General features: G+C 71.7%; 20 protein-coding genes. 12 read left to right on the top strand and 8 right to left on the bottom strand.

All coding sequences use genetic code 11. The features are described 5' to 3' along the window. The first annotated feature begins 116 nt into the window (after nucleotides 1-116). The 3 genes from AB0I06_RS17140 (at nucleotide 117) to AB0I06_RS17130 (ending at nucleotide 3,825) form a co-directional block, all read left to right on the top strand. A complete protein-coding gene (locus AB0I06_RS17140) occupies nucleotides 117-1,532 on the top strand; it encodes a family 2B encapsulin nanocompartment shell protein (protein WP_363119608.1) in 1,416 nt (471 codons plus the stop codon). Between the two features lie 70 nt (nucleotides 1,533-1,602). Next, nucleotides 1,603-2,928, top strand: coding sequence for a family 2 encapsulin nanocompartment cargo protein terpene cyclase (locus AB0I06_RS17135; protein WP_363119607.1), 1,326 nt, complete (start codon nucleotides 1,603-1,605; stop codon nucleotides 2,926-2,928). Between the two features lie 15 nt (nucleotides 2,929-2,943). Continuing rightward, entirely contained in the window at nucleotides 2,944-3,825 is an 882-nt protein-coding gene (locus AB0I06_RS17130; protein ID WP_363119606.1) for a geranyl diphosphate 2-C-methyltransferase, read from the top strand. Between the two features lie 62 nt (nucleotides 3,826-3,887). Here the strand turns inward: AB0I06_RS17130 and AB0I06_RS17125 are convergent, their stop codons facing one another. The 4 genes from AB0I06_RS17125 to AB0I06_RS17110 all read right to left on the bottom strand — a co-directional run bounded on the left by AB0I06_RS17125 (nucleotide 3,888) and on the right by AB0I06_RS17110 (nucleotide 9,898). After that, entirely contained in the window at nucleotides 3,888-5,165 is a 1,278-nt protein-coding gene (locus tag AB0I06_RS17125) for an APC family permease (RefSeq protein ID WP_363119750.1), read from the bottom strand. A 533-nt stretch (nucleotides 5,166-5,698) separates the two neighbouring features. Continuing rightward, nucleotides 5,699-7,567 carry a GMC family oxidoreductase gene (locus AB0I06_RS17120; RefSeq protein WP_363119605.1) on the bottom strand — a complete coding sequence of 623 codons (1,869 nt, stop codon included), beginning with the start codon at nucleotides 7,565-7,567 and terminating at the stop codon, nucleotides 5,699-5,701. Further along, complete coding sequence (locus tag AB0I06_RS17115) at nucleotides 7,564-8,925, bottom strand: hypothetical protein (RefSeq protein ID WP_363119604.1); 1,362 nt, start codon at nucleotides 8,923-8,925, stop codon at nucleotides 7,564-7,566. The genes AB0I06_RS17120 and AB0I06_RS17115 overlap by 4 nt, the downstream gene beginning before the upstream one ends. A gap of 259 nt (nucleotides 8,926-9,184) precedes the next feature. After that, nucleotides 9,185-9,898 (bottom strand): GntR family transcriptional regulator, encoded by a 714-nt coding sequence (locus AB0I06_RS17110; RefSeq protein ID WP_363119603.1) that lies wholly within the window; start codon nucleotides 9,896-9,898, stop codon nucleotides 9,185-9,187. Between the two features lie 220 nt (nucleotides 9,899-10,118). Here AB0I06_RS17110 and AB0I06_RS17105 point away from each other — a divergent pair, with 220 nt between their 5' ends. From AB0I06_RS17105 to AB0I06_RS17095, 3 genes are all read left to right on the top strand, one after another. Next, nucleotides 10,119-11,654 carry a fused MFS/spermidine synthase gene (locus AB0I06_RS17105; protein WP_363119602.1) on the top strand — a complete coding sequence of 512 codons (1,536 nt, stop codon included), beginning with the start codon at nucleotides 10,119-10,121 and terminating at the stop codon, nucleotides 11,652-11,654. A gap of 287 nt (nucleotides 11,655-11,941) precedes the next feature. Then, nucleotides 11,942-13,120, top strand: coding sequence for a Cmx/CmrA family chloramphenicol efflux MFS transporter (locus AB0I06_RS17100; protein WP_363119601.1), 1,179 nt, complete (start codon nucleotides 11,942-11,944; stop codon nucleotides 13,118-13,120). A gap of 71 nt (nucleotides 13,121-13,191) precedes the next feature. Then, nucleotides 13,192-13,701 (top strand): hypothetical protein, encoded by a 510-nt coding sequence (locus AB0I06_RS17095; RefSeq protein ID WP_363119600.1) that lies wholly within the window; start codon nucleotides 13,192-13,194, stop codon nucleotides 13,699-13,701. A 24-nt stretch (nucleotides 13,702-13,725) separates the two neighbouring features. Here the strand turns inward: AB0I06_RS17095 and AB0I06_RS17090 are convergent, their stop codons facing one another. Both AB0I06_RS17090 and AB0I06_RS17085 read right to left on the bottom strand, forming a co-directional pair. After that, nucleotides 13,726-14,649: an Imm49 family immunity protein gene (locus AB0I06_RS17090; protein ID WP_363119599.1), complete on the bottom strand. Its 924-nt coding sequence runs from the start codon at nucleotides 14,647-14,649 to the stop codon at nucleotides 13,726-13,728. A 118-nt stretch (nucleotides 14,650-14,767) separates the two neighbouring features. Then, on the bottom strand, nucleotides 14,768-15,088 hold the full coding sequence (locus AB0I06_RS17085; RefSeq protein ID WP_363119598.1) for a hypothetical protein: 321 nt from the start codon (nucleotides 15,086-15,088) through the stop codon (nucleotides 14,768-14,770). Nucleotides 15,089-15,450: 362 nt separating this feature from the next. Here AB0I06_RS17085 and AB0I06_RS17080 point away from each other — a divergent pair, with 362 nt between their 5' ends. From AB0I06_RS17080 to AB0I06_RS17070, 3 genes are all read left to right on the top strand, one after another. Further along, complete coding sequence (locus AB0I06_RS17080) at nucleotides 15,451-16,884, top strand: tannase/feruloyl esterase family alpha/beta hydrolase (protein WP_363119597.1); 1,434 nt, start codon at nucleotides 15,451-15,453, stop codon at nucleotides 16,882-16,884. A 115-nt stretch (nucleotides 16,885-16,999) separates the two neighbouring features. Beyond that, the gene (locus AB0I06_RS17075) at nucleotides 17,000-18,322 is read left to right on the top strand and encodes an aldehyde dehydrogenase family protein (protein WP_363119596.1); all 1,323 of its coding nucleotides are present in this window, start codon (nucleotides 17,000-17,002) and stop codon (nucleotides 18,320-18,322) included. Nucleotides 18,323-18,512: 190 nt separating this feature from the next. Continuing rightward, nucleotides 18,513-19,826 carry a phytase gene (locus AB0I06_RS17070; protein ID WP_363119595.1) on the top strand — a complete coding sequence of 438 codons (1,314 nt, stop codon included), beginning with the start codon at nucleotides 18,513-18,515 and terminating at the stop codon, nucleotides 19,824-19,826. Nucleotides 19,827-19,951: 125 nt separating this feature from the next. Here the strand turns inward: AB0I06_RS17070 and AB0I06_RS17065 are convergent, their stop codons facing one another. Together AB0I06_RS17065 and AB0I06_RS17060 are read right to left on the bottom strand one after the other, a co-directional pair. Next, a complete protein-coding gene (locus tag AB0I06_RS17065) occupies nucleotides 19,952-21,016 on the bottom strand; it encodes a fatty acid desaturase (protein ID WP_363119594.1) in 1,065 nt (354 codons plus the stop codon). Between the two features lie 161 nt (nucleotides 21,017-21,177). Next, entirely contained in the window at nucleotides 21,178-22,692 is a 1,515-nt protein-coding gene (locus AB0I06_RS17060) for an alpha/beta hydrolase (RefSeq protein WP_363119593.1), read from the bottom strand. A gap of 119 nt (nucleotides 22,693-22,811) precedes the next feature. Between AB0I06_RS17060 and AB0I06_RS17055 the strand changes: the two genes are divergently transcribed. From AB0I06_RS17055 to AB0I06_RS17045, 3 genes are all read left to right on the top strand, one after another. Next, entirely contained in the window at nucleotides 22,812-23,756 is a 945-nt protein-coding gene (locus AB0I06_RS17055; protein WP_363119749.1) for a MerR family transcriptional regulator, read from the top strand. Between the two features lie 114 nt (nucleotides 23,757-23,870). Further along, nucleotides 23,871-25,676: a protein kinase gene (locus tag AB0I06_RS17050; RefSeq protein ID WP_363119592.1), complete on the top strand. Its 1,806-nt coding sequence runs from the start codon at nucleotides 23,871-23,873 to the stop codon at nucleotides 25,674-25,676. A 34-nt stretch (nucleotides 25,677-25,710) separates the two neighbouring features. Next, entirely contained in the window at nucleotides 25,711-26,379 is a 669-nt protein-coding gene (locus tag AB0I06_RS17045) for a hypothetical protein (RefSeq protein WP_363119591.1), read from the top strand. Nucleotides 26,380-26,470: the final 91 nt, after the last annotated feature.

The following is a 26,470-nucleotide window of genomic DNA, read 5'->3' as shown; positions in this document are numbered from 1 at the left end:
CTGCGGGTGGACGGATCCGCGTGGTCCTTCCCGTTCGTCGCCCACTCCTCCCTGTCTCCCGGTCGGCGCACCAGGTGCGTCGGGCGCCCCCGCCGTGCAAGGAGAAACACCCTCCGATGACCGTCGACAGCACCCAGGAAACGCAGACCACCCGCGACGCGCCGCAGCAGTCCCTCGGTACCGCGGCCGCCCGCAACCTGGCCACGACCACCAAGTCCGCACCGCAGATGCAGGAGATCACCTCCCGCTGGGTGCTGCGGATGCTGCCCTGGGTCGAGGCCGACGGCGGCGCCTACCGGGTCAACCGGCGGCTGCGACACACCGTCGGTGACGGGCGCGTCGAGTTCGTCCAGGAGGGCGCAACCGTCCGCGTGATCCCCCGGGAACTCGGTGAACTGGCCCTTCTGCGCGGGTTCGAGGACACCGAGGTCCTCACCGCCCTGGCCGGCCGCTGCGCGCAGCGCGACTTCGAGCCGGGCGAGGTCCTCGTCGAGCGTGGTGGTTCCGCGGACGGCATCCACCTGATCGCCCACGGCCGGCTCAGCCAGACCACCGAGGGCAAGTACGGCGAAGAGATCACCCTCGACATGCTCGGGGACGGCGACCACTTCGGTGAGCACGCCCTGCTCGACTCCGATGCCCGCCACGACTGCACCGTCACCGCTCAGACCTCCGGCACCCTCCTCACCCTCTCCCGCGCCGACTTCGTGGCCGTACAGGCATCCGCCGCCGCCCTTCAGGCCCACGTCGACTCGTTCCGCTCCCGCGCGCGGCAGCGGCAGAACAAGCACGGCGAGGCCGAGATCGCCTTGTCGGCTGGCCACGTCGGCGAGGCGGAACTGCCCGGCACCTTCGTCGACTACGAACCGGCGCCGCGTGAGTACGAACTCTCCCTCGCGCAAACCGTGCTGAGGGTCCACACCCGGGTCGCCGACCTCTACAACGGGCCGATGAACCAGACGGAGGAGCAACTCAGGCTCACCGTCGAGGCCTTGCGCGAGCGGCAGGAACACGAGCTGATCAACAACCGTGACTTCGGGCTGCTGCACAACGCCGACTTCAAGCAGCGCATCCAGCCCCGCTCGGGGCCGCCCACCCCGGACGACATGGACAACCTGCTCTGCCGCCGGCGCGGCACCAAACTGTTCCTCGCCCACCCCCGGACCATCGCCGCCATCGGGCGTGGGTTCAACGCATGTGGTCTCTACCCCGACCACGTGGACCTCGGCGGACAATCCGTCCCCGCCTGGCGCGGCGTTCCCATCCTGCCCTGCAACAAGATCCCGGTCAGCAAGGAGCAGACCAGCTCCATCATCGCGATGCGCACCGGCGAGAAGAACCAGGGCGTGATCGGCCTGCACCAGACCGGACTGCCGGACGAGTACGAGCCCGGCCTCTCCGTACGGTTCATGGGCATCAACGAACAGGCGATCATCTCCTACCTGGTGAGCACCTACTACTCCGCCGCGGTGCTCGTACCCGACGCCCTCGGCGTGATGGAGAACGTCCAGATCGCCCCCACGCCCCACTGAGGTCCTCAAGGCACAGACGCCCGCATCCCGTCGCCCGTGATGGGGCACCCACCGCAGCAAGGAGCCGCCGATGCCCGACTCCGGGTCCGTCGGACCATCCCATCGTGAACAGCAGTCGGCAGCGCCGTCGGCGGACACGGCCACGCCACCGGTACCCGACCGCCCGGCCCGGCCGCCGGCCCCGCAGTTCCTCGCCGCACTGCATCCACCGGTCACCCTCCCCACCCCGTCAGCACCTTCGACGGCCGTCTCCGCCCCGCGGGACACACCCGCCGCGACCGCGGACGACCACTCCACCCTCCAGCGGATCCTGCGCGGACCGACCGGAGTCGGCACGACCTCGCTCTCCGTGGCCCGCAGACCCGAACTCCCGTCCCCGGACCCGGTGGTGCCCCCTGCCCCCGTGCCGCCCGCCGAGGGGCGAGCCGTCCCCGGCCTCTACCACCACCCGGTCCCGGAGCCCGACCCGGTACGTGTCGAGGAGGTGAGCCACCGGATCAAACGCTGGGCCGAGGACGAGGTGCAGCTCTATCCCGAGGAGTGGGAGGGGCAGTTCGACGGGTTCTCCGTCGGCCGTTACATGGTCGCCTGCCACCCCGACGCCCCGACGGTCGACCATCTGATGCTCGCCACACGGCTGATGGTCGCGGAGAACGCGGTGGACGACTGCTACTGCGAGGACCACGGCGGGTCACCCGTCGGTCTCGGTGGGCGCCTCCTGCTCGCCCACACCGCGCTCGACCCTCTCCACGCCACCGCGGAGTACACGCCGGCGTGGCAGGAGTCGCTCCTGTCGGACGCGCCGCGCAGGGCGTACCGCAGCGCGATGGACTACTTCGTCCGCGCGGCCACACCCTCCCAGGCCGACCGGTATCGGCACGACATGGCGCGGCTGCACATGGGTTACCTCGCCGAGGCCGCCTGGGCCGAGACCGGTCACGTCCCGGAGGTGTGGGAGTACCTGGCGATGCGCCAGTTCAACAACTTCCGCCCCTGCCCCACGATCACCGACACCGTCGGCGGCTACGAACTGCCCGCCGACCTGCATGCCCGGCCGGACATGCAGCGGGTCATCGCCCTGGCCGGCAACGCCACCACCATCGTCAACGACCTGTACTCGTACACCAAGGAACTCAACAGCCCGGGCCGCCACCTGAACCTGCCGGTGGTGATCGCGGAACGCGAGCGACTCCGCGAACGCGACGCCTATCTGAAGGCCGTCGAGGTCCACAACGAACTCATGCACGCCTTCGAGGCCGCCGCCGCCGACCTCGCGGCGGCGTGTCCTCTGCCGAACGTGCTGCGATTCCTCAAGGGCGTGGCCGCCTGGGTCGACGGCAACCACGACTGGCATCGCACCAACACCTACCGCTACAGCCTGCCCGACTTCTGGTAGAGAACGGACCATTCTGTGACCACTGAGACCACCTCCACCTCCACCGCCACCGTGAAGATCCCGGCCCCGGCGACGCCGTACCAGGGAGACATCGCCCGCTACTGGAACAACGAGGCACGGCCGGTCAACCTGCGCCTCGGTGACGTGGACGGGCTCTACCACCACCACTACGGCATCGGCGCCGTGGACCACGCCGCGCTCGGCGACCCGGAACACAGCGAGTACGAGAAGAAGCTCATCGCGGAGCTGCACCGGCTCGAGTCGGCCCAGGCGGAGTTCCTCCTGGACCACCTCGGTCCCGTCGGCCCCGACGACACCCTCGTCGACGCCGGCTGCGGTCGCGGCGGGTCCATGGTGATGGCCCACCGCCGCTTCGGCTGCAAGGTCGAGGGCGTCACCCTGTCCGCCACCCAGGCCGACTTCGGCAACCGGCGCGCGGCCGAGCTGCGGATCGAGGACCATGTCCGCTCCCGCGTGTGCAACATGCTCGACACGCCGTTCGAGAAGGGCAGCGTCACCGCTTCGTGGAACAACGAGTCGACCATGTACGTCGACCTCCACGACCTGTTCGCCGAGCACTCCCGCTTCCTGAAGGTGGGCGGACGGTACGTGACGATCACCGGCTGCTGGAATCCCCGCTACGGCCAGCCGTCGAAGTGGGTCTCCCAGATCAACGCCCACTTCGAGTGCAACATCCACTCCCGCCGCGAGTATCTGCGCGCCATGGCCGACAACCGGCTCGTCCCGCAGACCATCGTCGACCTGACCCCGGACACCCTGCCCTACTGGGAGCTGCGGGCCACGTCATCGCTGGTCACCGGGATCGAGAAGGCGTTCATCGAGTCCTACCGCGACGGTTCCTTCCAGTACGTCCTGATCGCAGCCGACCGCGTGTGACCGCGCCCTCGCGGGCAGGGACCGGGCCCACCACCGGCCCCTGCCCGCGAGGCACGCTCTGTTCAGACAGGCTTCCGCTCGTCCTCGTCGGCCCGCCGGGTGCGCCGCGCGGCGCTGAGTGCGCCGAGCACCGTTCCCACCGCCACGATCGCCAGTCCGCGCAGCCACACCTGGGCCTCGATCTGCGTGGCGAGCAGGACACAGGACGCGATGCCCAGCACCGGCAGTGCGGTCGGGGCGCGGAAGTGGTCGGCCTCGCCCCGGTCGCGGCGCAGGACCAGCACCGCCGTGTTGACCATGAGGAAGACGACCAGCAGGAGCAGGACCAGGGTGGACGCCAGGGTGGCGACGCTGCCGGTGAGCGCGAGGAGCATCGCCAGCAGCGTGGTGACCGCGATGGCGGCCCACGGTGTACGACGCCCCGGCAGCACCTTGGCCAGAGCGGCGGGCAGCAGCCCGTCCCTCGCCATGCCGTAGGCCAGGCGGGAGGACATGATGCCGGTGAGCAGCGCCCCGTTGGCCACGGCGACGAGCGCGATGGCGCTGAACAGGCGGGGCGGCACGCCTCCCGCCTCCTCGACGACCTCCAGCAGCGGCCCGCTCGACGCGGCCAGCCGGGCGGTCGGCACCGCGGCCGATGCGGCGATGCCCACCAGCACGTACACGGCCCCGGCGGTGGCGAGGGCGCCGAACAGGGCGCGTGGGTAGGAGCGCCGCGGGTCGCGGGTCTCCTCGGCGACGTTCACCGAGGTCTCGAACCCGACGAAGGAGTAGTACGCCAGGACCGAGCCGCTCAGCACGGCCGCCGCCGCCCCCTTCTCCGGCGTGCCCAGTTGTGTGAGGCGCCCGACGTCGCCGTCGCCGCGCAGCAGCAGCCAGGCGCCGAGGACGACGATGACGACCAGTCCGCCCACCTCGATGACGGTGGCGACGACGTTGGCGCGGGTCGACTCCTTGATGCCCCGCGCGTTGACCAGGGCGAGGAGGGCCAGGAACAGTACCGCCACGAGCCCCACGGGCAGCGTCACGAAGGCCGACAGGTAGTCCCCGCCGAATCCGCGGGCGAGGGCCGCCACGGAGACGATGCCGGCGGCCAGCATGCAGAACCCGGCGACGAAACCGGCGAACGGTCCGAAAGCGCGCGTCGCGTAATGGGAGGCTCCGCCCGCCCGGGGATACTTCGTCGCCAGTTCGGCGTAGGAGGCGGCGGTCAGCAGCGCCAGCAGCAGCGCGACGACCAGGGGCACCCACACCGCACCCCCGGCATCGGCCGCGATCTGGCCGACCAGGACGTACACTCCGGCGCCGAGCACGTCCCCGAGAATGAAGAAGTACAGCAGCGGCGTCGTCAGCGCACGCTTCAGTGCCGGTCCCTGCCGGCCCCCTCTCTGTTCCCCTGTCTCCGCCGCCACTGTGGTCCCGACTTTTCTCGCCATACCGCGTCGTGTCCCCCGTACCGCGCAATGCACGCTCGGCCACGACCAGGCGTTCGGTCGGCATCAGGCGTACGTCGTCGAGGTGCGAGCACGCAGGGGCGGGCGGTGCGGCTACGCGGCACTGCCGTGGCCGGCCTCGTCCGGAGCACCCAGCGGCGGCGTCGGACCGTCGTCTTCCCTCACCCTGCGTCCCGGTTCCGTCTCGTCCAGCTCCCAGTGATGCCGGCACTCCTCACACCGGGGGCCTTCCACCCGCACGTCGAGCACCTCCCCGTTCGGGCAGTCCGTGCCGTCCCCGCGACCCTCACACGCTTCCCTACCGTCCCCCATGTGTTCGACCGTGCCGCCGACCCCGGCCCGTGCGGGAGGGCGCCGGTGGGGGCGCACAGGCGCTCACCGCCGGTACAACGTCTCAGCACCCACTCGACGAGTCCGTGTCACCGCCCGTCACGGCGGGCGGCCCGCTCGGTCACGGCGCGTGCCAGGGCCATGATGGTGATCTGCGGGTTCACGCCGGGGGACGACGGCAGCAGGCAGGCGTCGGCGACGAGCACTCCCTCGGTTCCGCGCAGTCTCCCGTCGGGACGTACGGGGAAACGCTGGTCGTCCGCTCCCAGGGCGGCGGTTCCCGTGGGGTGGAAAGCCGACAGGTGGAGGCGGCGGTGACCGGTGCGGCGGACGACGTCGTCGAGGGCGTCCGGTGAGGTGACCGACGGGTGCGCCGGTATGCCGGTGAGCACTTCGCGGGCGCCCGCGGCGAAGAGGATGCGGCCCATGTGGGTGATGGACCGCAGGAGACGGTGACCGTCCTCGGCGTGCAGGGCGTAGGAGGCGACCGGGCGGTGCGTGCCGCGTACGCGTCCGGAGGAGCGGTCCGACACCATCGCACCGAGGAGGCCGAGGTTCCCGGCGTCGTTCAGCTCGCGCTTCAGTTCCCTGCCGAGGTGCGGGAGGACGAAGGACGTCATGCCGGGAGGTGCCGCGGTGGCCTCGATCAGGATTCCGTCGTGATGCCATTCGTCGACACCGACGCTCTGCAGGACGTTGGGTCCCGCGCCCGGACCGGTGACGGGCTCCGCGAAGCGCCCGGCGACGCTGACGGCCGGGTGGATCGCCAGGTTGCGCCCCAGTCGGGGGTGTCCCGCCAGCCCTGACCGCCGGAGCAGGGCCGGAGTGTGCAGGGCTCCCGCCGCCACGACGACGAGGCCGGTGCGCAGAGTGAAGGTCGTGCCGTCCGGACGTACCGCCTCCACGGCGATGGCGCGCCGGGCGCCCGCCTGGTGTTCGGTGACGATGCGGGTGGCGCGGGCGCGGGTGACGATACGGGCTCCCGCCGCGCACGCCGCGGGCAGCACGGACAGGTGCACCGCCTGCTTGGCGCCGCTCGGGCAGCCGGCGACGCACTCGCAACAGCCGCGGCACCCCGGGGCATTGCGGCGCAGGGCGCCGGCGGACCAGCCCAGGCGTTCGGAGCCGAGAAGAGCCAGACCGCCATTGCGGCCGAGGACCGACGGGTCGGGTACGCCCACGCCGAGGAGGGCCTCCACGTGGTCCATGTGGCGGGCGAAGGAGACGGGTTCAGCCAGTGTGACTCCGTGGGTGCGATGCCACCGTTCCAGCACCGGACCGGGTGTGCGCAGACATGTGCCCGAGTTGACCAGTGTGGTGCCACCGACGGCCCGGCCGAGTGGCAGCAGCACGGGCGGCACGCCCCAGGCCAGGGTGGTGCCACCGTCACGGTAGGCGTCGGCGAACCGGTCCAGGGGCGGGCGCGAGGCGAGTTCCTCCGTCGAGAAGTGCCGTCCTTCCTCCACGACCACGACCGAACGTCCGGAAGAGGCGAGAGTGAGCGCCGCCACGGCTCCTCCCGCCCCGGAACCGATCACCACCGCGTCCGCACGGTCCTCGTCGGGCCAGTCGGACGACGCGCAGATGTCCAGCGGGGGGGGGGCCCGGACGAAGGGCCGGACGGGCCGGGAAGAGTGACGGCTTGCCCCCGCGGCCAGCAACAGGGGGATCTTCACGCTGTCCATCAGGACTTCGAAGCCCGGCAGCCGGACCAGTCGCCTGAGCAGCCGGTCCCGGCTGTCCGGCGGCAGGCAGTGCGCCCGCCGCCCCGTGGTCAGCAGGGAGAATCCGTCGAACGCCAGGTCCGCCGCACGCAGGCCGGTCCGTACGTACGGCGGCAGGGACGACAGGAAGCGGAGCAGGCGATCCGGCACCTGCCGCTCCCACTCCGGGCCGTGGGCGTCCTCGCCGACGTCCAGCAGGACCGCCGCCAGGGCACGGCCGCGATCCGCCGTCACCGCAGCCCCACCTCCGCGTGGGCGGTGCCCCGCACGTCCCAGACCTGCTCAGGCCGCCAACGGCCGCCGCGCCGCCGCTCCAAGGAGACCTGGACATCGGCCCGCTCGCTGTTGTGACAGGTGGCCCGGCTGCCGTCCGGGTCCGTGTAGCCGACAGCGGTCCGGCTCTCCTCGGGCAGGTGCACCCGCACCGCGATACGGCGCCCTCCCGCCCGGCCCCGCACGGTCCAGGTCGGAAGCCGGGGCCTCCCCCGGAACCGTCCGACACCCAGAAGGCCCAGGGAACTGCGCCAGTCGCCTCGCGGCCAGTCCCGTCCAGCCCTGCGCAGCCGGAGGAACACCAGAGGTGGCAGAAGCCGCAGCAGGGGCAGGCCGGAGACGGCCGTCACCACCTCCAGAACGGTGTCGTCGTCCAGGTCGGCGTGCAGCCAGGCCCAGTGGTGGGCGTTGCCTCGGCCCGCGATACGGGCGTTCGCCCCCAACGCGTTCGCCAGAGGGAGGGGTTGCCCGTCCAGGCGCACAGAGCCGCAGTAGCGTGCCTGCGCCTGCGGGACGGCGTGCACGGCGGGCAGCACCCGGCGCTTCCAGGCCAGCCGGGGAAAGGTGTACAGGGGTGCCGAGTCCGCGGTCACCTGGAGATCCCAGGCCAAGTGCTCGGTCTGTCCCCGCAGTTCATGACTGGTGGCGGAGGCCGAGGGGGAGTGGAAGCCCGGCAGCTGCCAAGGGGCGCTGTCGCCGTCCGGCGAGGCCGTGCCTTCCGGCAGGTCGTGCGGGCCGAAGCGGTCGAGGACGGGATGCGCGTCCGGCGGGTACACCGCGGCCCAGCCGTGGGTGTAGGGGGTGCCGTTCACCGGGCGCACCAGCTCGTGGTGGAGCCAGTATCCGGTGCCGGTGTCCGGATCGGTGAAGGTGCTGTACCAGACATCGAGGCGGTCCCGGCGAGCCGCAGTGAGGGCCTCGGCGGAATCGGTGGCCGCGGGAAAGCGCCAACTCGCCGCGAACGAGGGGAAGCTGCGCAGACGGAACCGGAGCAGGCCTTCGCCGGTGACGGAGGAGGAGACGACTCCGTCGGGTTCCCCGGCCGAGCGCACACGGATCGGCAGGACCGTCATGGAACGCAGCGGACTGTGCCAGGCAGGGGACTTGTGTCCCTCCAGGACATAGGCGTGGCCGTCCAGACCGGTGAAGCGCACGTGGTAGTCGATCCGGCCCTGTGACAGCGGTGCGATGAGCATGCTGCCGGAGGCATGGAGGTCGTCGGCCCAGCCGCCGACGCGAACTCGGCCACTGAGCACGGCCGTTGTGGAGCCACAAGGGCGGATGACGCTGGGAGCGTCGACCCGGAGATCGAGTGTCACGGGCCGGCTTCCGCTCCCTGCCGTGTCGAGCCGCAGTGTCCCCTTCATGGTTTCCGCGAAGCGCGTTCCCCGGCGTGCTGCCATGTACGGCACCCTTCCTCTCCGAATGGTCCGGGTCGTCCGCCGCGGGCCGCGCGGCCAGGATGAAGGCCCAGTGGATGAGTGGCTCATCCACTGGAGGCAGAGAACCAGCCCGTCTCCACTGGGTCAAGCCCTCAACGCCCTTCCCTGTCCCGGACGATGTCCGGTCGCCCCCGTGCTACTTCCGCCGGCGCCTGTGCCGTGCCAGGTCGGCCGCCATCTCCTCCGCCGTCACCTGGAGGTAGTCCTCCGCGGCGCGCCCGGCTTCCTCCACGTGGCCGCTCGCCACGGGTTCCACCACCTGCCGGAGTCGGTCCGCGGCAACCGCCGGGTCCGCGAACGGCGTGCTCATGGCATGGCGGACCGGCAGGTAGGCATTCAGCAGGGTGTTGGTGAGCAGCAGGTAGACGCGGTTGCCCGTGGCGCGGGCCAGCTCCCGGTGCACTTCCGCCTCGGCGAGCTGCGCACCGGCCGAGTCCGGAGCCTCGGCCACCGCGTCGACCGCGGCATGGAGCCGGACGCCCTGCGAGGCCCTGCACCGGGAGGCGGCCTTGCGCGCGATGATCCCGCCGATGGCCCGGCGCGCCTCGAACACGTCCGGCAGCCACCGGCCGTCCTGACCCACCAGCAGGGGAAGGAGGTCGACGCCGCCGGACGTGAGGAAGTCCAGGACCCGCGTGCCCACGCCGTGCCGCGTACGCAGCAGTCCTGCCTGCTCCAGCCGGGACAGCGCGTGCTTCAGGGTCGTGCGGGTGACGCCGTAGGACGCGGCGAGTTCCCGCTCGGGCGGGAGCAGGGAGCCGGGCTGGTGGGTGCCGTCCAGGATGTCCGTGCGCAGGCGCTCCTCCAGTACGTCCACGACGGACTGGCGGACGATCGCTTCGGCTGGCATGGCCGCACTCCTTGGGTTCGGTCCGCGCCCCAGCCGGTCGATCCGGGGGCGCGTGTCGAATCTACGCAGGCAGTGGACCAGCGTGAACTTCCCACCGTCAAGCGGCATCCGCCTGCCACGGGGCGGCCACCGGTCATGTGACGGCCCCGCTTGCCGAGGCCTCCCCGAGCAACCGGTGAGACGGCATCCCGGAATTGAAGCGCGTGCAAGAATGTCGGCCGTGACCGGATCGCCGTCGTCGCCCGTCGCCGAGAACACGCCCGGCCGTGCCGGTCTGGGGCCCCGCGCCGCCGCAACGCTGGTGTTCGGATCATCGGCAGCGGTTCTGGTGGTCGAGATCGTCGCCTTGCGGCTGCTCGCTCCCTACCTCGGCCTGACGCTCGAGACCAGCACCATGGTGATCGGCATCGCGCTCACCGCCATCGCCTTCGGCTCATGGCTGGGCGGACACATCGCGGACCAGGTCGATCCACGCCGGCTCATCGGCCCTTCCCTCGGGGTGTCCGGAGCCGTGGTGGCGCTCACCCCGGCCGTGCTGCGCAGCAGCGCGGAGTGGGCCCCGGCGGTGCTCCTGGTGATCGCGTCGCTGACCATCCTGGTGCCGGGCGCCTTGCTGTCCGCGGTGACCCCGTTCGTGACGAAGCTGCGTCTGACCAGCCTGGCGGAGACCGGGACGGTGGTCGGCCGGCTTTCGGGAGTCGGCACCGTCGGCGCCATCTTCGGCACCGTGCTCACCGGCTTCGTCCTCGTGTCGCGGTTGCCCGTCAGCGGCATACTGCTCGGCCTCGGAGCGCTGCTGGTGGCCGGCTCGGCGTGGTTCGAGTGGCGAACGCGCGGGTGGAGCGGCGCCCCCGCCCTGACGCTCGTGGTCGTGGCAGGCGGTCTCGCCGTCACGGCCGCGCCCGGGGCCTGCGACGTGGAGACCAAGTACCACTGCGCAAGGGTCGTCGCGGATCCCGACGGGGGCGGCGGCCGCACACTCGTACTGGACGGGCTGCGGCACTCGTACGTCGACCTCGACGACCCGACCCAGCTGAAATTCGCGTACGTGCGCGCCATCGCGTCGGTCGTCGACGCCGCCTTTCCGCACGGTGAACCGCTTGTCGCCCACCACGTCGGCGGCGGGGGGCTCACCCTTCCGCGTTACCTGGCGGCCACGCGGCCCAGCACGCGCAGCCTCGTCTCCGAGATCGACGGGGGAGTGGTGGGCATCAACCGTGAGCAACTCGGTCTGCGCCCGGGGGCGGGTGTCGACGTACGCGTCGAGGACGGCAGGCTGGGCCTGCGGCGACTGGACCCCGGAAGTCGAGACCTCGTCGTCGGCGACGCCTTCGGGGGAGTCAGCGTGCCGTGGCACCTCACCACGGTGGAAGCGATGACCGAGGTACGGCGGGTGCTCGGCGAGGGGGGCGTCTACGTCGCCAACCTCATCGACCACGGTGGCATGGACTTCGCACGCGCCGAAGTGGCCACGCTCGCCGAGACGTTCGAGCACATCGCCCTCCTCGGCGAACCCGCCGACATCGGCCACGGTCCGACCGACGACTCCAGGGGCGGCAATCTGGTGGTGCTCGCCTCCGACCGGCCGGTCGACCTCCGCGCGGTCCAAAAGGCGCTCGACGCCCGGCGGACCGGCTGGAAGATCACCACCGGAGAGGACCTCACCTCCTGGACCGGCGATGCCCGACTCCTCACCGACGATCACGCACCCGTGGACCAGCTCTTGCAGCCCAACAGTCCCCGGAGCGGCCGGTGACGGCGCGGGCCGGCCACTGAAAGCGCAGCGGCTCGACGACGTCGGTGACACAGGCCAGTCAGTGAAACCGAGATGCTTCGAGGAGCATCGGTCGGGTAGCGTGCGGGCCATGTCGAGTCCTGAGTCGGACAAGGTGGGGGCTTTCGGTCACGCCGTCAGCCCCCTGAACCACTGAGTCCGTAGCCCTGCCGTCGCGCCGCGTTCCGCGGCCCGGCGCGTCAGTTCTCGGGGCTGGCCGCGGTGACGAGATGACCTTCTCGTGCTTCTCCTCACCTCGGAGCCACTCGATGCCTCTTCCGCTGTACCTGCTCGCCATGGCGGTCTTCGCCATGGGCACCTCGGAATTCATGCTCGCCGGTCTCCTGCCGGACATCGCCTCGGACCTCGACGTGACAGTCGGGACGGCAGGCGCTCTCACCTCGGCCTTCGCGATCGGCATGATCGTCGGTGCCCCGCTTGTCGCCGCGCTTGCCCGCGACTGGCCCAGACGCTCCGGCCTGCTCGGGTTCATCCTCGCCTTCGCGGCGGCTCACGCCGTGGGCGCCGTCACCACCAGCTTCCCCGTCCTGTTCGCCACCCGGGTCGTCGCCGCGCTCGCGAACGCGGGGTTCCTCGCCGTCGCTCTGACAGCCGCCGCCGCACTGGTCCCGTCCGACAGGAAGGGACGCGCGCTGGCCGTGCTGCTGTCCGGCACGACGGTGGCCACGATCGCCGGTGTCCCCGGCGGCTCGATGCTCGGCACGATGTTCGGCTGGCGGGCCGCCTTCTGGGCTGTCGCCGCCCTCTGCCTGCCTGCGGCTGCCGGCATCCTCAAGGGGATCCCGGCAGGACGTGACGAGGTCGAGAAGACCGGCAGGCCGGCGTTGCGAGCGGAACTCACCCGCCTCGCACGGCCGCGGCTGATCCTGGTGATGCTGCTCGGCGCCCTGGTGAACGCGGCCACCTTCGGAAGCCTCACCTTTCTCGCCCCCGTGGTGACCGACAGCGCCGGACTGGGTGAGCTGTGGGTCTCCGTCGCTCTGGTGCTCTTCGGCGCCGGTTCCTTCGTGGGCGTCACCGTCGCCGGCAAGCTGTCCGACCGGCGTCCCGGCCCGGTCATCGCGGTCGGCGGTCCGCCGCTGCTCATCGGGTGGCCGGCCCTGGCGATGCTGGCCGACGAGCCGGTCGCCCTGTTCACCCTCGTGTTCGTGCAGGGCGCCCTGTCGTTCGCGCTGGGCAGCACGCTGATCACGCGGGTCCTCTACGAAGCCGCGGGAGCCCCGACCATGGCGGGCTCGTATGCGACCGTGGCGCTCAACGTCGGCGCCGCCGTCGGCCCCGTCCTGGCCGGAGCCACCCTCGGCACCAGAGCCGCAGAGCTCGGGCCGCTCTGGGCAAGCGGCTGCCTCGTCGCGGTCGCGCTGCTCATCGCCTTTCCCCTCCTCACCGCACTCACGGCGGACCGGAGCACCGAGATTCTCCGGTGACACCTGGCATTGTCTCCGTAGGATCGCAGCGTGGCCTTCGCGGCCTCGATCGCAATCCGAAGCGAGGGCCCATGGTGCGGCTGTACCGGCGCGAGAGCAGCTACTGCGAACCGGAGGAAGTGGATCCGGGGTTGGGCGAGGCGATCGCCGGCCATGCGGAAGCGTGCTCGCTCGGGGACGTCCTGGCCAACGCGGTGGCCTGCTGCCTGACCGTCAGCACCCGCCTCTACACACCGGGCCTGCTGTCCCGCTGGAAGGGCATGGCCGACCCGGACCCGCAGCACCGGACGCTCGCCCTGTTCACACCGCGCTGGTTCGTCGTGGCGGTGACCAGGTCCTCGACCGGAACGACGGTCCTGTCCGCACGGCTGGACGGCATGACCCTGGCCGAGCACAGCGCACTGGCCGACCGGTTCCCCGGGGGCCGCCGCCTGCCCGAGGACAGTGGTGTCACCATCACGGCCCTGTGGTCCGGCCGATCCGAGCAGAGCTCCTACCATGTCGCGCTGGGCGACGACGCCGACGGCAGGTTCTTCTCGCAAGCCCTGCGCGAGGCAGTCGCCCGTGCCAAGCAGAGCTGAACCACGGCGGTGGGTCGTACCTCGTCAGTGGTGCGGGGCGTGCAACAGGGAGTCGGGCAGGTAGTCGGACCGGACGCCCAGCTTCCAGCCGTGGGCAAGGCAGGCGAGCGCGGCCACGGCCACGGTCCGGACCGGGAGCAGGGTGCGGGGCGCAGGGTCGGTGCCGACGCTCGCGCGATGCTCCAACAGCCTGTCGGCCAGGGCCTGTTCGAAGACCGACTGGTCGTCTGCGAGCAAGGTGCGCAGCAGCCGCTGGTCCGGGTCCAGGGGGCCGGCCGCGTCGAGCCGTTCAGCCGCGCGGAGGCGCACGTCGTCCGCAGGCTTCTCCAGCGGGACGGAGCCGGGAAGAGCGCCGGGACGAGGCCCCTGCACGATGGTGAGGTAGTCGCAGAGCGCGTCCATCTCGGCGAGGCCGGACGGTGTGGAGACCGACTCCCGCTTCGAGTAGGGCACCGCGTCGCGGATGGCGGGGGCGTAGTCCTTGCTCAGCAGCGGGCCGATGACGCGGCCACGCTCCCACACGAGGCCGCTGATCACGCACAGAGCGAAGGCCCGGACCCAGGTCTGCGCGGTGGTCGCCGGTGCCGCCGGTTCCCAGCGCTCGTCGTAGTGCATCTCCTCGCTGGAGAGCGTCTCGTCGACGAGGGGGAGGGGAACGTCCCAGTCGCCGTCGGGGAAACAGCCCAACGTCAGCTCCCCTAGAGCGCACTCCGCCGCCGTGAGCAGGATCTGACGCGACTTCGGCGTCTCCAGCGCGGGGTCCTCCAGGGTGCGGGCGGCCACGAAATCGAGGAGGTCGCCGCCCATCTCCCGCAGCCCCTGCCGCAGAGGACGGCCGCCGTGGCGCAGGTCGGACCAGTGTCCTATGGCCCGGCGGATACCGCGGTGGAGGGTGTCCTCCACGCGCTCCTCGGCAACCTCGTGGCGTACCACGTCCATGATCGTCATCCCGCCATGATGCCAGCGGGCACTGACAGCGAGCCGGGGCCGCGCACCTCCGAACGGGACGGTGGACCCTCCCTCGCGGCGCAGAGGAAGGGAGTTCCCCCGGGCAGATGCGCGCGCGTCACTTCCTGCGGACGGTCGCGAGCGCCGACACCATGCCGGCGCACAGCACGAACACCACGAGCGAGGTGAAGAACAAAGCCTCGATCCAACCGGCGTTCGCACCGGTGAGCGTGCCCTGCGCGGACGCGCACGCCACCTCGGGCGGGAAGCTTTGCCGACGCAGGTCGCCACAGGTGCTCGGCAGGTCGTCCTGCAAGGCATAAGCGTTCACCGCGCACATCGCCCAGCTGACGAGGAAGACGCCCAGCGAGGTCAAAGAGACAGCTCGCAGTGCGGTCGGGGAACTGACTGGCCGAGACCCCGCCTGAGTCGACGTCATGAACCGCAGCCTACCGACCGGACGGCGGTGTACGTGCGCGGCGGTGTGCGAGCGACTGGGCTTTCGCCCGGCGTGCCCGCGCTGCGCGAGCGTCGATCACGGCAGGCACCGCCTGCGGTCGGCAGTGCGCTCGAGAGGCCGCCTGAGCGGCAAGGGGCCGCCGCCGGATCAGGCAGGCCAACCCGCGTCGCGGACCAAGGACGCGTCCCCGCGAACCCACTTTCCCTGGCATACCCGTCGGCGTCCGATGGTGCCGGCAGCCACGCCACGGCCGCGGATAGTGGGCGGCAGCCCCATAGGGAGCGGCGAAACCGCGCTATAGCGTCCCGCGCATCCCAGTCCCCGACCGCGGAGGCTCCCGCATGCGTTTCTCCTTCCGCCCCCCGGCAGCCTCGCGGCGACGCGGCGGACCGGCGGGCCTGGCCCTGGCCGCCCTCGTCGTCACCCTCACACCCGCGCCCGCGGCGGCGGCACCGACCGGCCCGGGCGGCAGCCACTGCACGGGTCCAACCCAGGTGCGCGTGCCGGGGGCGGAGCACCAGCGGGCCGCCTGCCTGGACGAGCTGACCACGGCGGGCACGGCCCTGTCGGGCCACACCGATCCGGCCGACTGGGCGGGCCTGACGCCCAAGGACCTGGCCGTACCCAGCGGGGTGCCCGGTCTTCAGATCGACGGCTACTTCCCCGATACGTCCACCACCAACACCAACCACGGATGGAACCACGACGCCCAGTTCGTCATCCGCCTGCCCGACGGGTGGAACGGCGGTCTGGTGGTCGCAGGCACCCCCGGCAACCGGGAGCAGTACGCCAACGACCGGGCCATCGCCGACTGGGTGCTGTCCCGCGGCTACGCCTACGCCGCCACCGACAAGGGCAACACCGGCCTGGCCTTCCACCGGGACGGCAAGGAGCCGGGCGACGCCATCGCCGAATGGAACGACCGGCTCACTCAGCTGACCCGGGCCGCCCGGGCCACGGTCGCCCGGTACTACCACCGACCCCCGGCACGCACCCTGGTGACCGGGATGTCCAACGGCGGGTACCTCGTGCGCTGGCAGTTGGAGAACCGTCCGGGCCTCTACGACGGGGGAGTCGACTGGGAGGGCACCCTGTGGCGCTCCGACGGCCCCACCCTGCTGAACTTCCTGCCCGAGGCGCTGCGCGACCACCCCGTGTACGCCGCCGGGGGCGAGGAGGCCGACGCGGCGCGCAGAGCTCTGCACACCGCCGGTTTCCCGGCCGGCTCCGAGTTCCTCTGGCCGTACCACCACAAGGTCTACTGGGACCTGACCCAGCGCATCTACCGCGAGGAACTGGACCCCGGATTCGACGGCCCCATCGAGGCGGGCACGCCCTTCTGCGTCCCGGGCACACCGGCCTGCGACGCCGACTACGACTATGCCGCCCGGCCCGCCGAGGTTCACCGGGCCGTGGAGAAGATCGCTCTGACCGGGCGGATCGGCAAACCGCTGATCACCCTGCACGGCACCCTGGACGTCCTGCTGCCCATCGGGCAGGACTCCGACGTCTACGCCCGGATGGTGCGCCGAGCCGGCCGCGGCCCCCTGCACCGCTACTACCGCATCGAAGGCGGCACCCACACGGACGCCCTCGTCGACACCTTCCCGGAGCGTCTGCGTCCGCTCACGCCGTGCCACCGCTCGGCCTTCACGGCTCTGGAGAGCTGGCTCGAGCCCGGACACCGCCCGCCGGCCTCCCACACCGTCCCGATGCCCCTGCGCGTGGACGCCGCGGCACTCCTGCGCGCCTGCCCTCTCGAGGGCCGCTTGTAGAAGGGGCTCCGGCCTGCTGTGACACACGGCACGGATGTGGTGCGGAAAGGATGGAATCAAGGGCAGCGGTCAGAAGGTTGCTATATACATCCGACTGTGAGCCTGTGAGGTACCCGTGAACGACTCCGCCCCTGAGCAGCCCGCCGACGTCGTCGCCCGGCTGCGCGCCACCTTCCGCACCGGCCGTACCAAGCCCGTCGAGTGGCGCACGGCCCAGCTGCGCCGGCTGCGCGACCTGCTGACGGAGAACGGCGCCGACATCGCCGCCGCCCTCCACGCCGACCTGGGCAAGAGCGCCACGGAGGCCTACCGCACCGAGATCGACTTCACCGTCCGGGAGATCGACCACACCCTCGACCACCTCGCCGACTGGCTGCGCCCCGAGTCCGCCCCGGCGCCGGCCCACCTCGGCACCGATGTGACGGTCTGGACCCAGTACGACCCGCTCGGCGTCGTCCTCGTCATCGCCCCCTGGAACTATCCGGCCCAGCTCCTGCTGGCCCCCGTCGTCGGCGCCCTGGCCGCGGGCAACGCGGTGGTCGCCAAGCCGAGCGAGCTGGCCCCCGCCACCTCCGCCGTCCTGGCCCGCCTGCTGCCCGCCTACCTCGACACCGACGCGGTCGCCGTGGTGGAGGGCGGGGTGCCCGAGACCACGGCCCTGCTGGCCGAGCGTTTCGACCACATCTTCTACACCGGCAACGGCACGGTCGGCCGCGTCGTGATGCGCGCCGCCGCCGAGCACCTCACCCCCGTCACCCTCGAACTCGGCGGAAAGTCCCCCGCGTTCGTCGACCGCGACACCGACCTGACCGTCGTCGCGGACCGGCTGGCCCGCGGCAAGTTCCTCAACGCCGGACAGACCTGCGTCGCCCCCGACTACGTCCTGACCGATCCGGACACCGCGGCGGCTCTCGAGCCGCTCCTCGCGAACGCCGTGCGAGCCCTGTACGGCAGCGACCCGGCCGCCTCCGGCGCGTACGGGCGGATCATCAACGAACGGCACTTCGACCGGCTCACCGGCCTGCTCGACTCCGGCCGCACCGTCGTGGGCGGCACGGGTGACCGGACGGCGAAGTACCTCGCGCCGACCGTCCTGGCCGACGTCGACCCCGACGCGCCCGTCATGCGGGAGGAGATCTTCGGTCCCATCCTGCCGATCGTGACGGTCCCCGGCATCGACGAGGCGATCGACTTCATCAACGACCGGGACAAGCCGCTCGCCCTGTACGTCTTCACCGAGTCCGACGGGACGCGGCGCCGGCTCGCCGACGAGACCTCCTCGGGCGGCCTGGGGTACGGCCTGCCGCTCGCCCATCTCACCGTCTCCGACCTGCCGTTCGGCGGAGTGGGGGAGAGCGGCATGGGCAACTACCACGGGCGCTACTCCATCGAGACCTTCAGCCACCGCAAGGCCGTCCTGGACAAGCCGCTGCACTGACGGGGGGACGGGCAGCGCACGTCGCCGGGCAGCCCCTTCACCGCGCCGCTCACACCCGTACCGTGGGGCGGTGAACGGCAGTTGGCGTGCGGTCGGCTCCACCGTGATCACGTGTACAGAACGCCGCCTCCTGCGTGCAACGTTCTCCCCGCACGATGGCATGTCCTCGACGTCGACCATGGAAGTGGCTGTGAGAACACACCGCACCCGGCGCAGAACCGCCCTCGTCCTGTCCGCCGCCGCACTCCTCCTCCTGGCCCCCGCCCGGGCCGGGGCCGAGGGCGGGGCACTGCCGACGGTGACGCCCGTCGCCGAGACCCCGCCCCTCTTCGACGACGAGGCGGGCGGCAACTCCGACGCCGACGATCCGGCGATCTGGCGCAACGCGGCCGACCCCGGCCGCAGCCTGGTCATCGCGACCGCCAAGGAGGGCGGACTGCGGGTGTACGACCTCGGCGCCCGCCTGGTCCAGACGCTGCCCGCGCCCCGTCCGCCCGCCGAGCACGACGCGCCGGGCCGGTACAACAACGTGGACCTCGTCACCGGCCTGCGCACCGCCACCGGCCGGGCCGACGTGGCCGTGGTCAGTGACCGCGGCAACGACCGGCTGCGGATCTACCGCATCGACCCGTCGAGGCCCGGCGGCCCGCTGACCGACATCACCGACCCGGCCGTCGCCCCGGTCTTCTCCACCGGCCAGGACGAGATCAACGACCAGCGCACCGCGTACGGCCTCGCGACCTGGCAGGACACATCCTCCGGTCGGACCTACGCCCTGGTCAGCCGGCGAGAGCGGACCAGCCTCGCACTGGTCGAGCTCAGGCCGACCGCCGGCGGGACGGTCACGTACCGCAAGGTCCGCACGCTCGACCTGCCCTCGTCCTTCCGCCTGCCGAACGGCACGACGTGGTCCCCCTGCGCGGAACCCGGTGAACTCCCGCAGGTCGAGGGCATGGTGGTGGACCCCGCGACCGGGACGCTCTACGCCGCCCAGGAGGCCATCGGCATCTGGCGGATGCGCGCCGACCTCACCGCCGAACCGGTCCTGGTGGACAAGGTCCGCGGGTACGGCGTCCCCGGCGTCTACGACGAGGAGACCGAGGAGTGCACGCCCGGTGCCGACCCCGGCTTCGGCGGCGAGCGGCTCTCCGCGGACGTCGAGGGCCTGACGCTCTTCCGGGAACCGGACGGCGACGGCTACCTCTTCGTCTCCAGCCAGGGCGACGACACCTTCGCCCTGTACGACCGAGAGGTGAGCGAGAAGAACGAGTACGAGGGCGGCTTCCGGGTCGGGGCGGCCTCCGCGACGCTCGACGGGTCCGAGGAGTGCGACGGAGCCGCGGTGCTGAACGCGCCGCTCGGTCACCGCTACCCCAACGGCCTGCTGGTCGTCCAGGACGGTCACGACACCCCTGACGTCCCCGACGGAGAGGGCGGCACGCGTACCGCGACCGGCTTCAAGTTCGTCGACCTGCGCGACGTGGTGGACGCCGCAGACCTGTAGGGCCGGCCCGTACGTCGACCTCACCGCCGCCGGGTGCCGCACCGCACCTGGCAGCGGACGCGCGGTCGGGGCGGCCGCCCGGCTCCTGAGGCGGCCCGGTCACAGCCGGGCCGCCCGCCGCCGGGTCAGTCCTCCGCCGGGGCGCGCAGCGGTTCGCCGACGCTCCTGAGGTGACGCAGCGCCTCCCGGTGCGAGGCGATCAGCCCGGTCCGGTGGTACGGGATGCCCAGCTCCGCGCAGTACCGCTCGGTGATGACCTGCGCCCGGGCCAGCGCGGGGGTCGGCATGCTGGGGAAGAGGTGGTGCTCGATCTGGTAGTTGAGCCCGCCCATGAAGGCGTCGATCACCACGCCGCCCCGGACGTTGCGCGAGGTGAGGACCTGGCGGCGCAGGAAGTCCAGCCGGGTCCCCTCTTCGATCATCGGCATCCCCTTGTGGTTGGGCGCGAACACCGAACCGAGGTAGACGCCGAACAGCGCCTGGTGCACGACCAGGAACACCACCGCCTTGGTGGGGGAGAGGATGGCGAACAGGCCACCGAAGTAGAGCACGAAATGCGCTATGAGCAGCGTGCCCTCGAGTACCGGCCGTTTCACCGACGTACTTTTCAGAGCCCGGAAGCTGTTGAAGCTGAGATTCAGGCCTTCCAGTGTCAGCAGTGGGAAGAACAGTGCGGCCTGGTGCTTTCCGACGAAACGCGGCAATCCTCGGGCCTGACGTGCCTGCCGACGCGACCACACGAGAATGTCCGGTGAGACGTCCGGGTCCTTCCCCTCGTGATTGGGATTCGCGTGGTGCCGGGTGTGCTTGTTCATCCACCACCCGTAGCTCATGCCCAGCAACAGGTCGGCGACCAGCAGCCCCCCTGCCTCGCTGGGACGCCGACGGGAGAAGACCTGCTGATGGGCGAGGTCGTGCGCGGCCAGTCCGAGCTGGCCGAAGACCACGGCCGAGGCGACGGCGACGAACAACTGGCCCCAGCTGTCCCCCAGCGCGAGAAAAGCGCCGACGCATCCCGCAAGCGCCAGGCCGACCAGTCCGAAACGGACCGTGTAATAGAGCGGACGGCGGCGCAGCAGTCCCTCCTCCGCTATGCGCCGAGACAGTTCGGAGAAGTCGCTTCCCCTGTTCTGCTTGTCTCGTCCTCCTCGCGTCGGCGGGTCCACCGGAAGCACCATTGAATTGGTCATGGGCCTGAGTATTCAGATCTTCCGCCGTGGGCAGAATGGCGCCCGCCCCCTGAAGAAGGTGGAGTCAGCGCCACCACAGGACCGGGGGAAGACCGCAGCAGGCCGAGCGGCGGCCAGGGGCAATCGCCCCCGGCCGCCGGTGGTGCCGGGTGGGGCGGAGGTCAGCGGGCCAGGTGGGTGACCACCGAACGCATCGCCCGGCGCAGGGCCGGGACGGTCTCCTCCGGCGCGTCGAGCGTCTCGAACCCGTGGTGGCCGTTGGGGACATCGACCAGCTCGAGCCGCGCAGCGCAGTCGGCGGCCGCGGTCACGAACGCGTCGACGGTCGCGGCGATCTCGGGTGCCTCCCGACCGGCGCGGAGGAGGACGACGGGCAGAGCGCCCGCCTGATCGACCGCCCTCGCGGGATGGAAGCGGCTGCCGGCCATCCCCCACGCGGGGAGAGGGGCCAGGACGGGATAGGACGCGGCCAGGCAGCGCAGCCAGGCGGGCGGCTTGATCAGCCAGTCCGTGGTGAGGAGGCCGCTGCCGGAGAAGAACCACAGGGCGACCCGGTCGGCGTCCACCCGCGAGTCGGCCCGCACCCGTTCCACCCCTGCGGCGATGTCCGCCGCGGCGCGGTCATAGTCCGCGATGTCGTGGAGGCCGTGGTCGAGCGTCACCCCGACAACTCCCTCGGCGGCGGCCAGGCGGGCGTACCCCACCAGGGTCGGCCACTCGCGCGGGCTTGGCCGCGCCCCGGCGGGCACCGGCCCGCCGTGCACGAAGACGACGGCCGGTCGCGGACCCTCCCCCTCGGGGACGTACAGATCGACGTTCCCCCGGCGGTCCCGAGGCAGCTCGGGGACGTCCATCGGGAACGGGCGCAGATGGGCAGGCGCGGTCGTCTCGCCCCCGGCCGGACGCAGACGGTGTCCCGCACCGTCCGCGGCCCGCAGCAGGACCTCGGCCAGCGCGGCGGGGCAGGACAGCATCGGCCAGTGCCCGGTGGGCAGTTCGAAGAAGGTGACCTGGGGTTCGGTCAAGGCGGCCAGCGCGGGGTCGCCGAAGTCGACGAGCCGCTGCACCTGGTCGATCGTGGCGCCGTTCCGGGCGCACAGCACACCGCTGACCGGAACCGCGGCCACCGCCCCGGTCAGCCGCAGCGGCTGAAACAGAGTTCCCAGCGGCTGAGGCGCCGCCAGGGCGGTCAGCCGTTCCAGGGCCGCCTCACCGACACCGTCGGTACTGCCCCAGCGCTCCCACTCGTCACCGGCCGGTGGCGCCAGCACACCCTCGCGCTCGCCCGCCTCGGCGCGTCCGGCCAGCTGCGCGCGCAGAGCCTGGTCCGGTACCGCGGCCAGCGCCGGAACGCCGTTCTGCGGCATCCCGCAGTCCAGGTACACCACGCGTGCGATGCGCTCCGCCCGCCGGTCGGCGGCGCCGAGCACCGGGTGGATCCCGTAGTCGTGACCGACGAGCACGATCTCACGCCCGGACGCCGCGTCGATCGCCGCGATCACGTCCTCGATGTGCGTCTCAAGACCGACGTCCGACGGTGTGGCGGGCCGGTCCGGGTCGATGCCCGTCAGCGCGACCGAGTGCACCGCGCTGCCCGCCGCGACCAGCCGCTCGGCCGTCTCCTGCCACACATGGGCCCCCGTGAACGCCCCCGCCACCATGATGAACACCCGCACAATGCCTCCCGCAACTCGTCCCATACGCGGCGCCGTCGCGCACGCCATCGTCCGCGGGCCACGGCGTCGGCCCTGCCCGCGCCCCGGTACCGTAGGAACTCCCCCTGAGGGAGGTTCAACTGTCCACGTCACGCGAGTCGTTGTGGAGCATCGGAGAACTCGCCGAGCGCGCCGGTGCCACCGTGAAGACCGTCCGTTTCTACTCCGACCAGGGCTTGCTCCCGGAAGCCGCCCGAAGCAGTGGCGGCCACCGCCGCTACGGCCCCGCGGCCCTGGAGCGGCTCCAGCTGATCCGCTCCCTGCGCACCCTCGACCTGCCCCTGAACGAGATACGCCGCATCCTCGACGACGAGGACACCGCCGCGGGCGCGCTGGAAGACGCCGTCGACAGCCGTCTGCGCGAGCTGGGCAACGAGGTGAAGGCCCTGCGCTGGCGAGAAGCGGCACTCCGATTGGTGCGGGACTGCCCGCCGACTCAGCGTGCCGGCCGGCTGAGGCTGCTCACCGCGCTCGGCACCCCGCCGAGCACCGCACCTCTGGCGAGGTTCTGGCGTACCTGGCTGCCCCCGCGCATGCCACCCCGGGCAACCGCGGCCTTCCTGGACGCGGCCGTCCCCCAGCCGCCCGACGAACCGCACCCCTCCCAGGCACTCGCCTTCGCCCGGCTGCACGCGATGACGACGGCTCCCTGCCCGGACGGCCGGCAACCCCAGCCGGAGGTGCACCGAGTAGCGGGAGCCGGGGGCGCCGCCCTGCTGTACGCGGGCCTCCTCGAAGCTTTCGAACTCGCCGCGCCACACCTGCGCCGGGCACACGACCCACATCCGGGCGAGGCCCTTGACGCCTACGTCGCGGCGTACGCGAGCGCCTACCGCAGCCGCGACACGCAGGACTTCCGCCGCTCACTGGCCGCCCGTCTCGCGTCCGAGCCCCGACTGGACCGGTACTGGGAACTCACCGCCGTCGTCCTGACCCGGCCGGGCAGCCGCCCACAGCCCACCCCGGGCTCCACGGACGCGTGGCTGCGCGCTGCACTGCGACGGGACAACGCCCGGGCGGCATGAGTCCGGGCGCCGAACGGGGGCCGGACGACCGGCCCCCGGACCGGGCAGGGCCAGCAGGCGGTAGTCCCCACCTGCGCAAGACCGCGAAAGCCGGTATCCCGTAGTCTCCCGGCCATGAACGACGGGGAATCCGGCAGACGGGTCATAGACGGGCGCTTCGAACTGCAGGCGCGGCTCGGTGGCGGTGGCATGGGCCTGGTGTGGCGCGCTCGCGACCTCGTCCTCGACCGGGCAGTGGCGCTCAAAGAGGTACGGCCGTCCGACCCCGGCCTCGCCGAATACGATCCGCAGGCCGCGGCGATGCTGCGGGCCCGGGTGCTGCGCGAGGCCCGGGCCCTCGCACGTGTCGACCACCCCAACGTGGTGACGATCCACCACGTGGTGGACGGCGAGGAACACGCCTACCCGTGGCTCGTCATGGAGTTGGTGACCGGCGGCTCGCTCCAGGACCGACTGGACAAGGGGCCGCTGGCGCCCGTCGAGGCGGCCAGGATCGGCCGCGAGGTGCTGACCGCGCTGCGAGCCGCGCACGACGTCGGCGTCCAGCACCGGGACGTGAAACCCGCCAACGTTCTGATGAGGCCCGACGGGCGTCCCGTCCTCACCGACTTCGGCATCGCGGCCATCAGGGAGTCGACCGTCCTGACCGCGACCGGCTCCATCATCGGCACACCCGACTACATGGCCCCGGAGCGCATATCCGGGGGTGAGGGAGGTCCGGGCTCCGACCTGTGGTCGCTGGCGATGATGCTGTACGTCGCCGTCGAAGGGCATCATCCGCTGCGCAGGGGCACCACCCTCGCCACGCTGGCGGCCCTCCTGAGCGAGGAGCTGCCGCCGCCCGCCCGGGCCGGAGTGCTGACCGGCTTCCTGAACGCCGTGCTGGTCAAAGACCCGGCCTTCCGGGCGGACGTGGCAAGCGCCGACCGGATGCTCGCGGACGCGGCCGACGGCCGTGACGGGGCTCCGAGCGTTTCCGACGGGGCGGGCGCGACCACCTCGTATCCGCTGGCGCCTCCGCTGCGGCCGACCCCCGCACCGGCCGGGTCCGGACCGCCGTCGAGCGTCGGACCGCCGACCGGCTTCGGACCGCCGACGGGCTTCGGACCCTCGACCGGCTTCGGACCGACTGGACCGCACGACGCCGTGCCCGGCACGGCCGGATCGCCCACCCCGTACCCGGCAGGCCCCACCCACCTGGCAGGCCCCGCCTACCCGGCAGGCCCCACGCAGCCGGTGCCGCCGCGACCCACAGGCCGCGCGAAGAGCCGCGTCGCGATCGCCTCGTCCGTCGTCGCGACGGTGCTGGCAGGCATCCTGATGTGGACGTTGCTACCGAACGGGGGCGACAACGACGACAGGAAGGCAGCCGGTTCACCCGGCTCGGCCACGACGAATACGCAGGATCCGGCTTCGGCGCCGCCGAGAGCCACCCCATCGGCATCGGGATCCCGAGCCGGTACAAAGGCCGACCTGCTCACTCCGGACGGCCTGCGGGCGGCGGTGAAGGAGATCAAGGCCGCGACCGGCACCGACCGCGCCTGCGACCTCACGATCTACCCGGGCTATGTGTCCGCGGACATCATGGTCGAGGGAAGTGCCACCAAGTACGACAGCTACACCTACCGCTCGGGCCAGGGCGTCGAGAAGGGGATCATCAGCAGCTCGATCACCGGCGGGAAACGCCCCTTCAGTCTGGACGCGTTCGACTGGGACGTCCTTCCCCCGTTGCTGGAACGGGCGGAGAAGGACCTGAACATCAAGCGTCCGACCACGCGTTACGTCCTGGTCCGCCCCGCGGATGACACGTTCGACACACCGCTGGGACTGGCCGTCTACCTCGGCGACGGCCACGCCACCGGCTATCTCGACGCCGACCTGAAAGGCAGGGTGACCCGGGTGATGCCGGCCCGGGACTGACGGCCCGCCGACAGGACTGGGTAGCGTCCCTCTGGTGAATGTCCATCTCATCGACGACCTACCAGGCGGCCTGACTCGACGGGCTCGATCGTTCGTAGGCGTGCACGGCGTCAAGGTCGACGTACGGCCGGTCGAGGATCACAGGCAGTGGTGGCTCGAGCGAGACGTCCCCGCCACGGTGATCGACCGGATGGCGGCCTATCAGAAGCGATGGGGCGGTCTCCTCCTGCCACCCGCGTCGCAGTACGACGGAGGCCCGAGATACCTCGATCCGGACTCACCCGAGTCGGACTCCGCAGGATGGTGGTTCGAAGCGGGAACGCAGCGGACCGCGGTTCCCTACTCGTTCATGATCAGCCCGTCCGGTGAGTTCGGGATTCACGCGGGCAGGTGGGCGCCGCTCCACGCGACCGTCGAGGGCTGGGTGGAATCGCTGGCACTGGCCCACCACGCGTCGATGTGGGCCAGGCGGGTCACCAAACTGGTCGGCGATGAGGTCGACGACATCGAGTGGGACGGCTACGAGCCGGTCCGCGAGGTGAGGGGCCTGGCGGACACCTGGTGGAGGGGGCCCGACTCGCTGGTGGCGCTCCATACGGGCGAGGCCACGGCACTCGACGCCCCGAGGGCCCGTGTCGCGCTGATCTACTCCCGGCTCGACGAGTGGGGCCTGCGAGGAGGCGTCGAAGCCGGGGACGAGTGAACTCGTCGACAGGCTGCGGCTGCACCGCGCACCTACCCCGTCGCCGAAGCCGTGTGCGCCCGGGCGGGAAGGGGCTTGTCCGCCCGGGACT

The sequence above is a fragment of the Streptomyces sp. NPDC050674 genome (genome assembly GCF_040654575.1).
Classification (GTDB): domain Bacteria; phylum Actinomycetota; class Actinomycetes; order Streptomycetales; family Streptomycetaceae; genus Streptomyces.
This window is presented reverse-complemented; position numbering and strand designations above follow the sequence as displayed.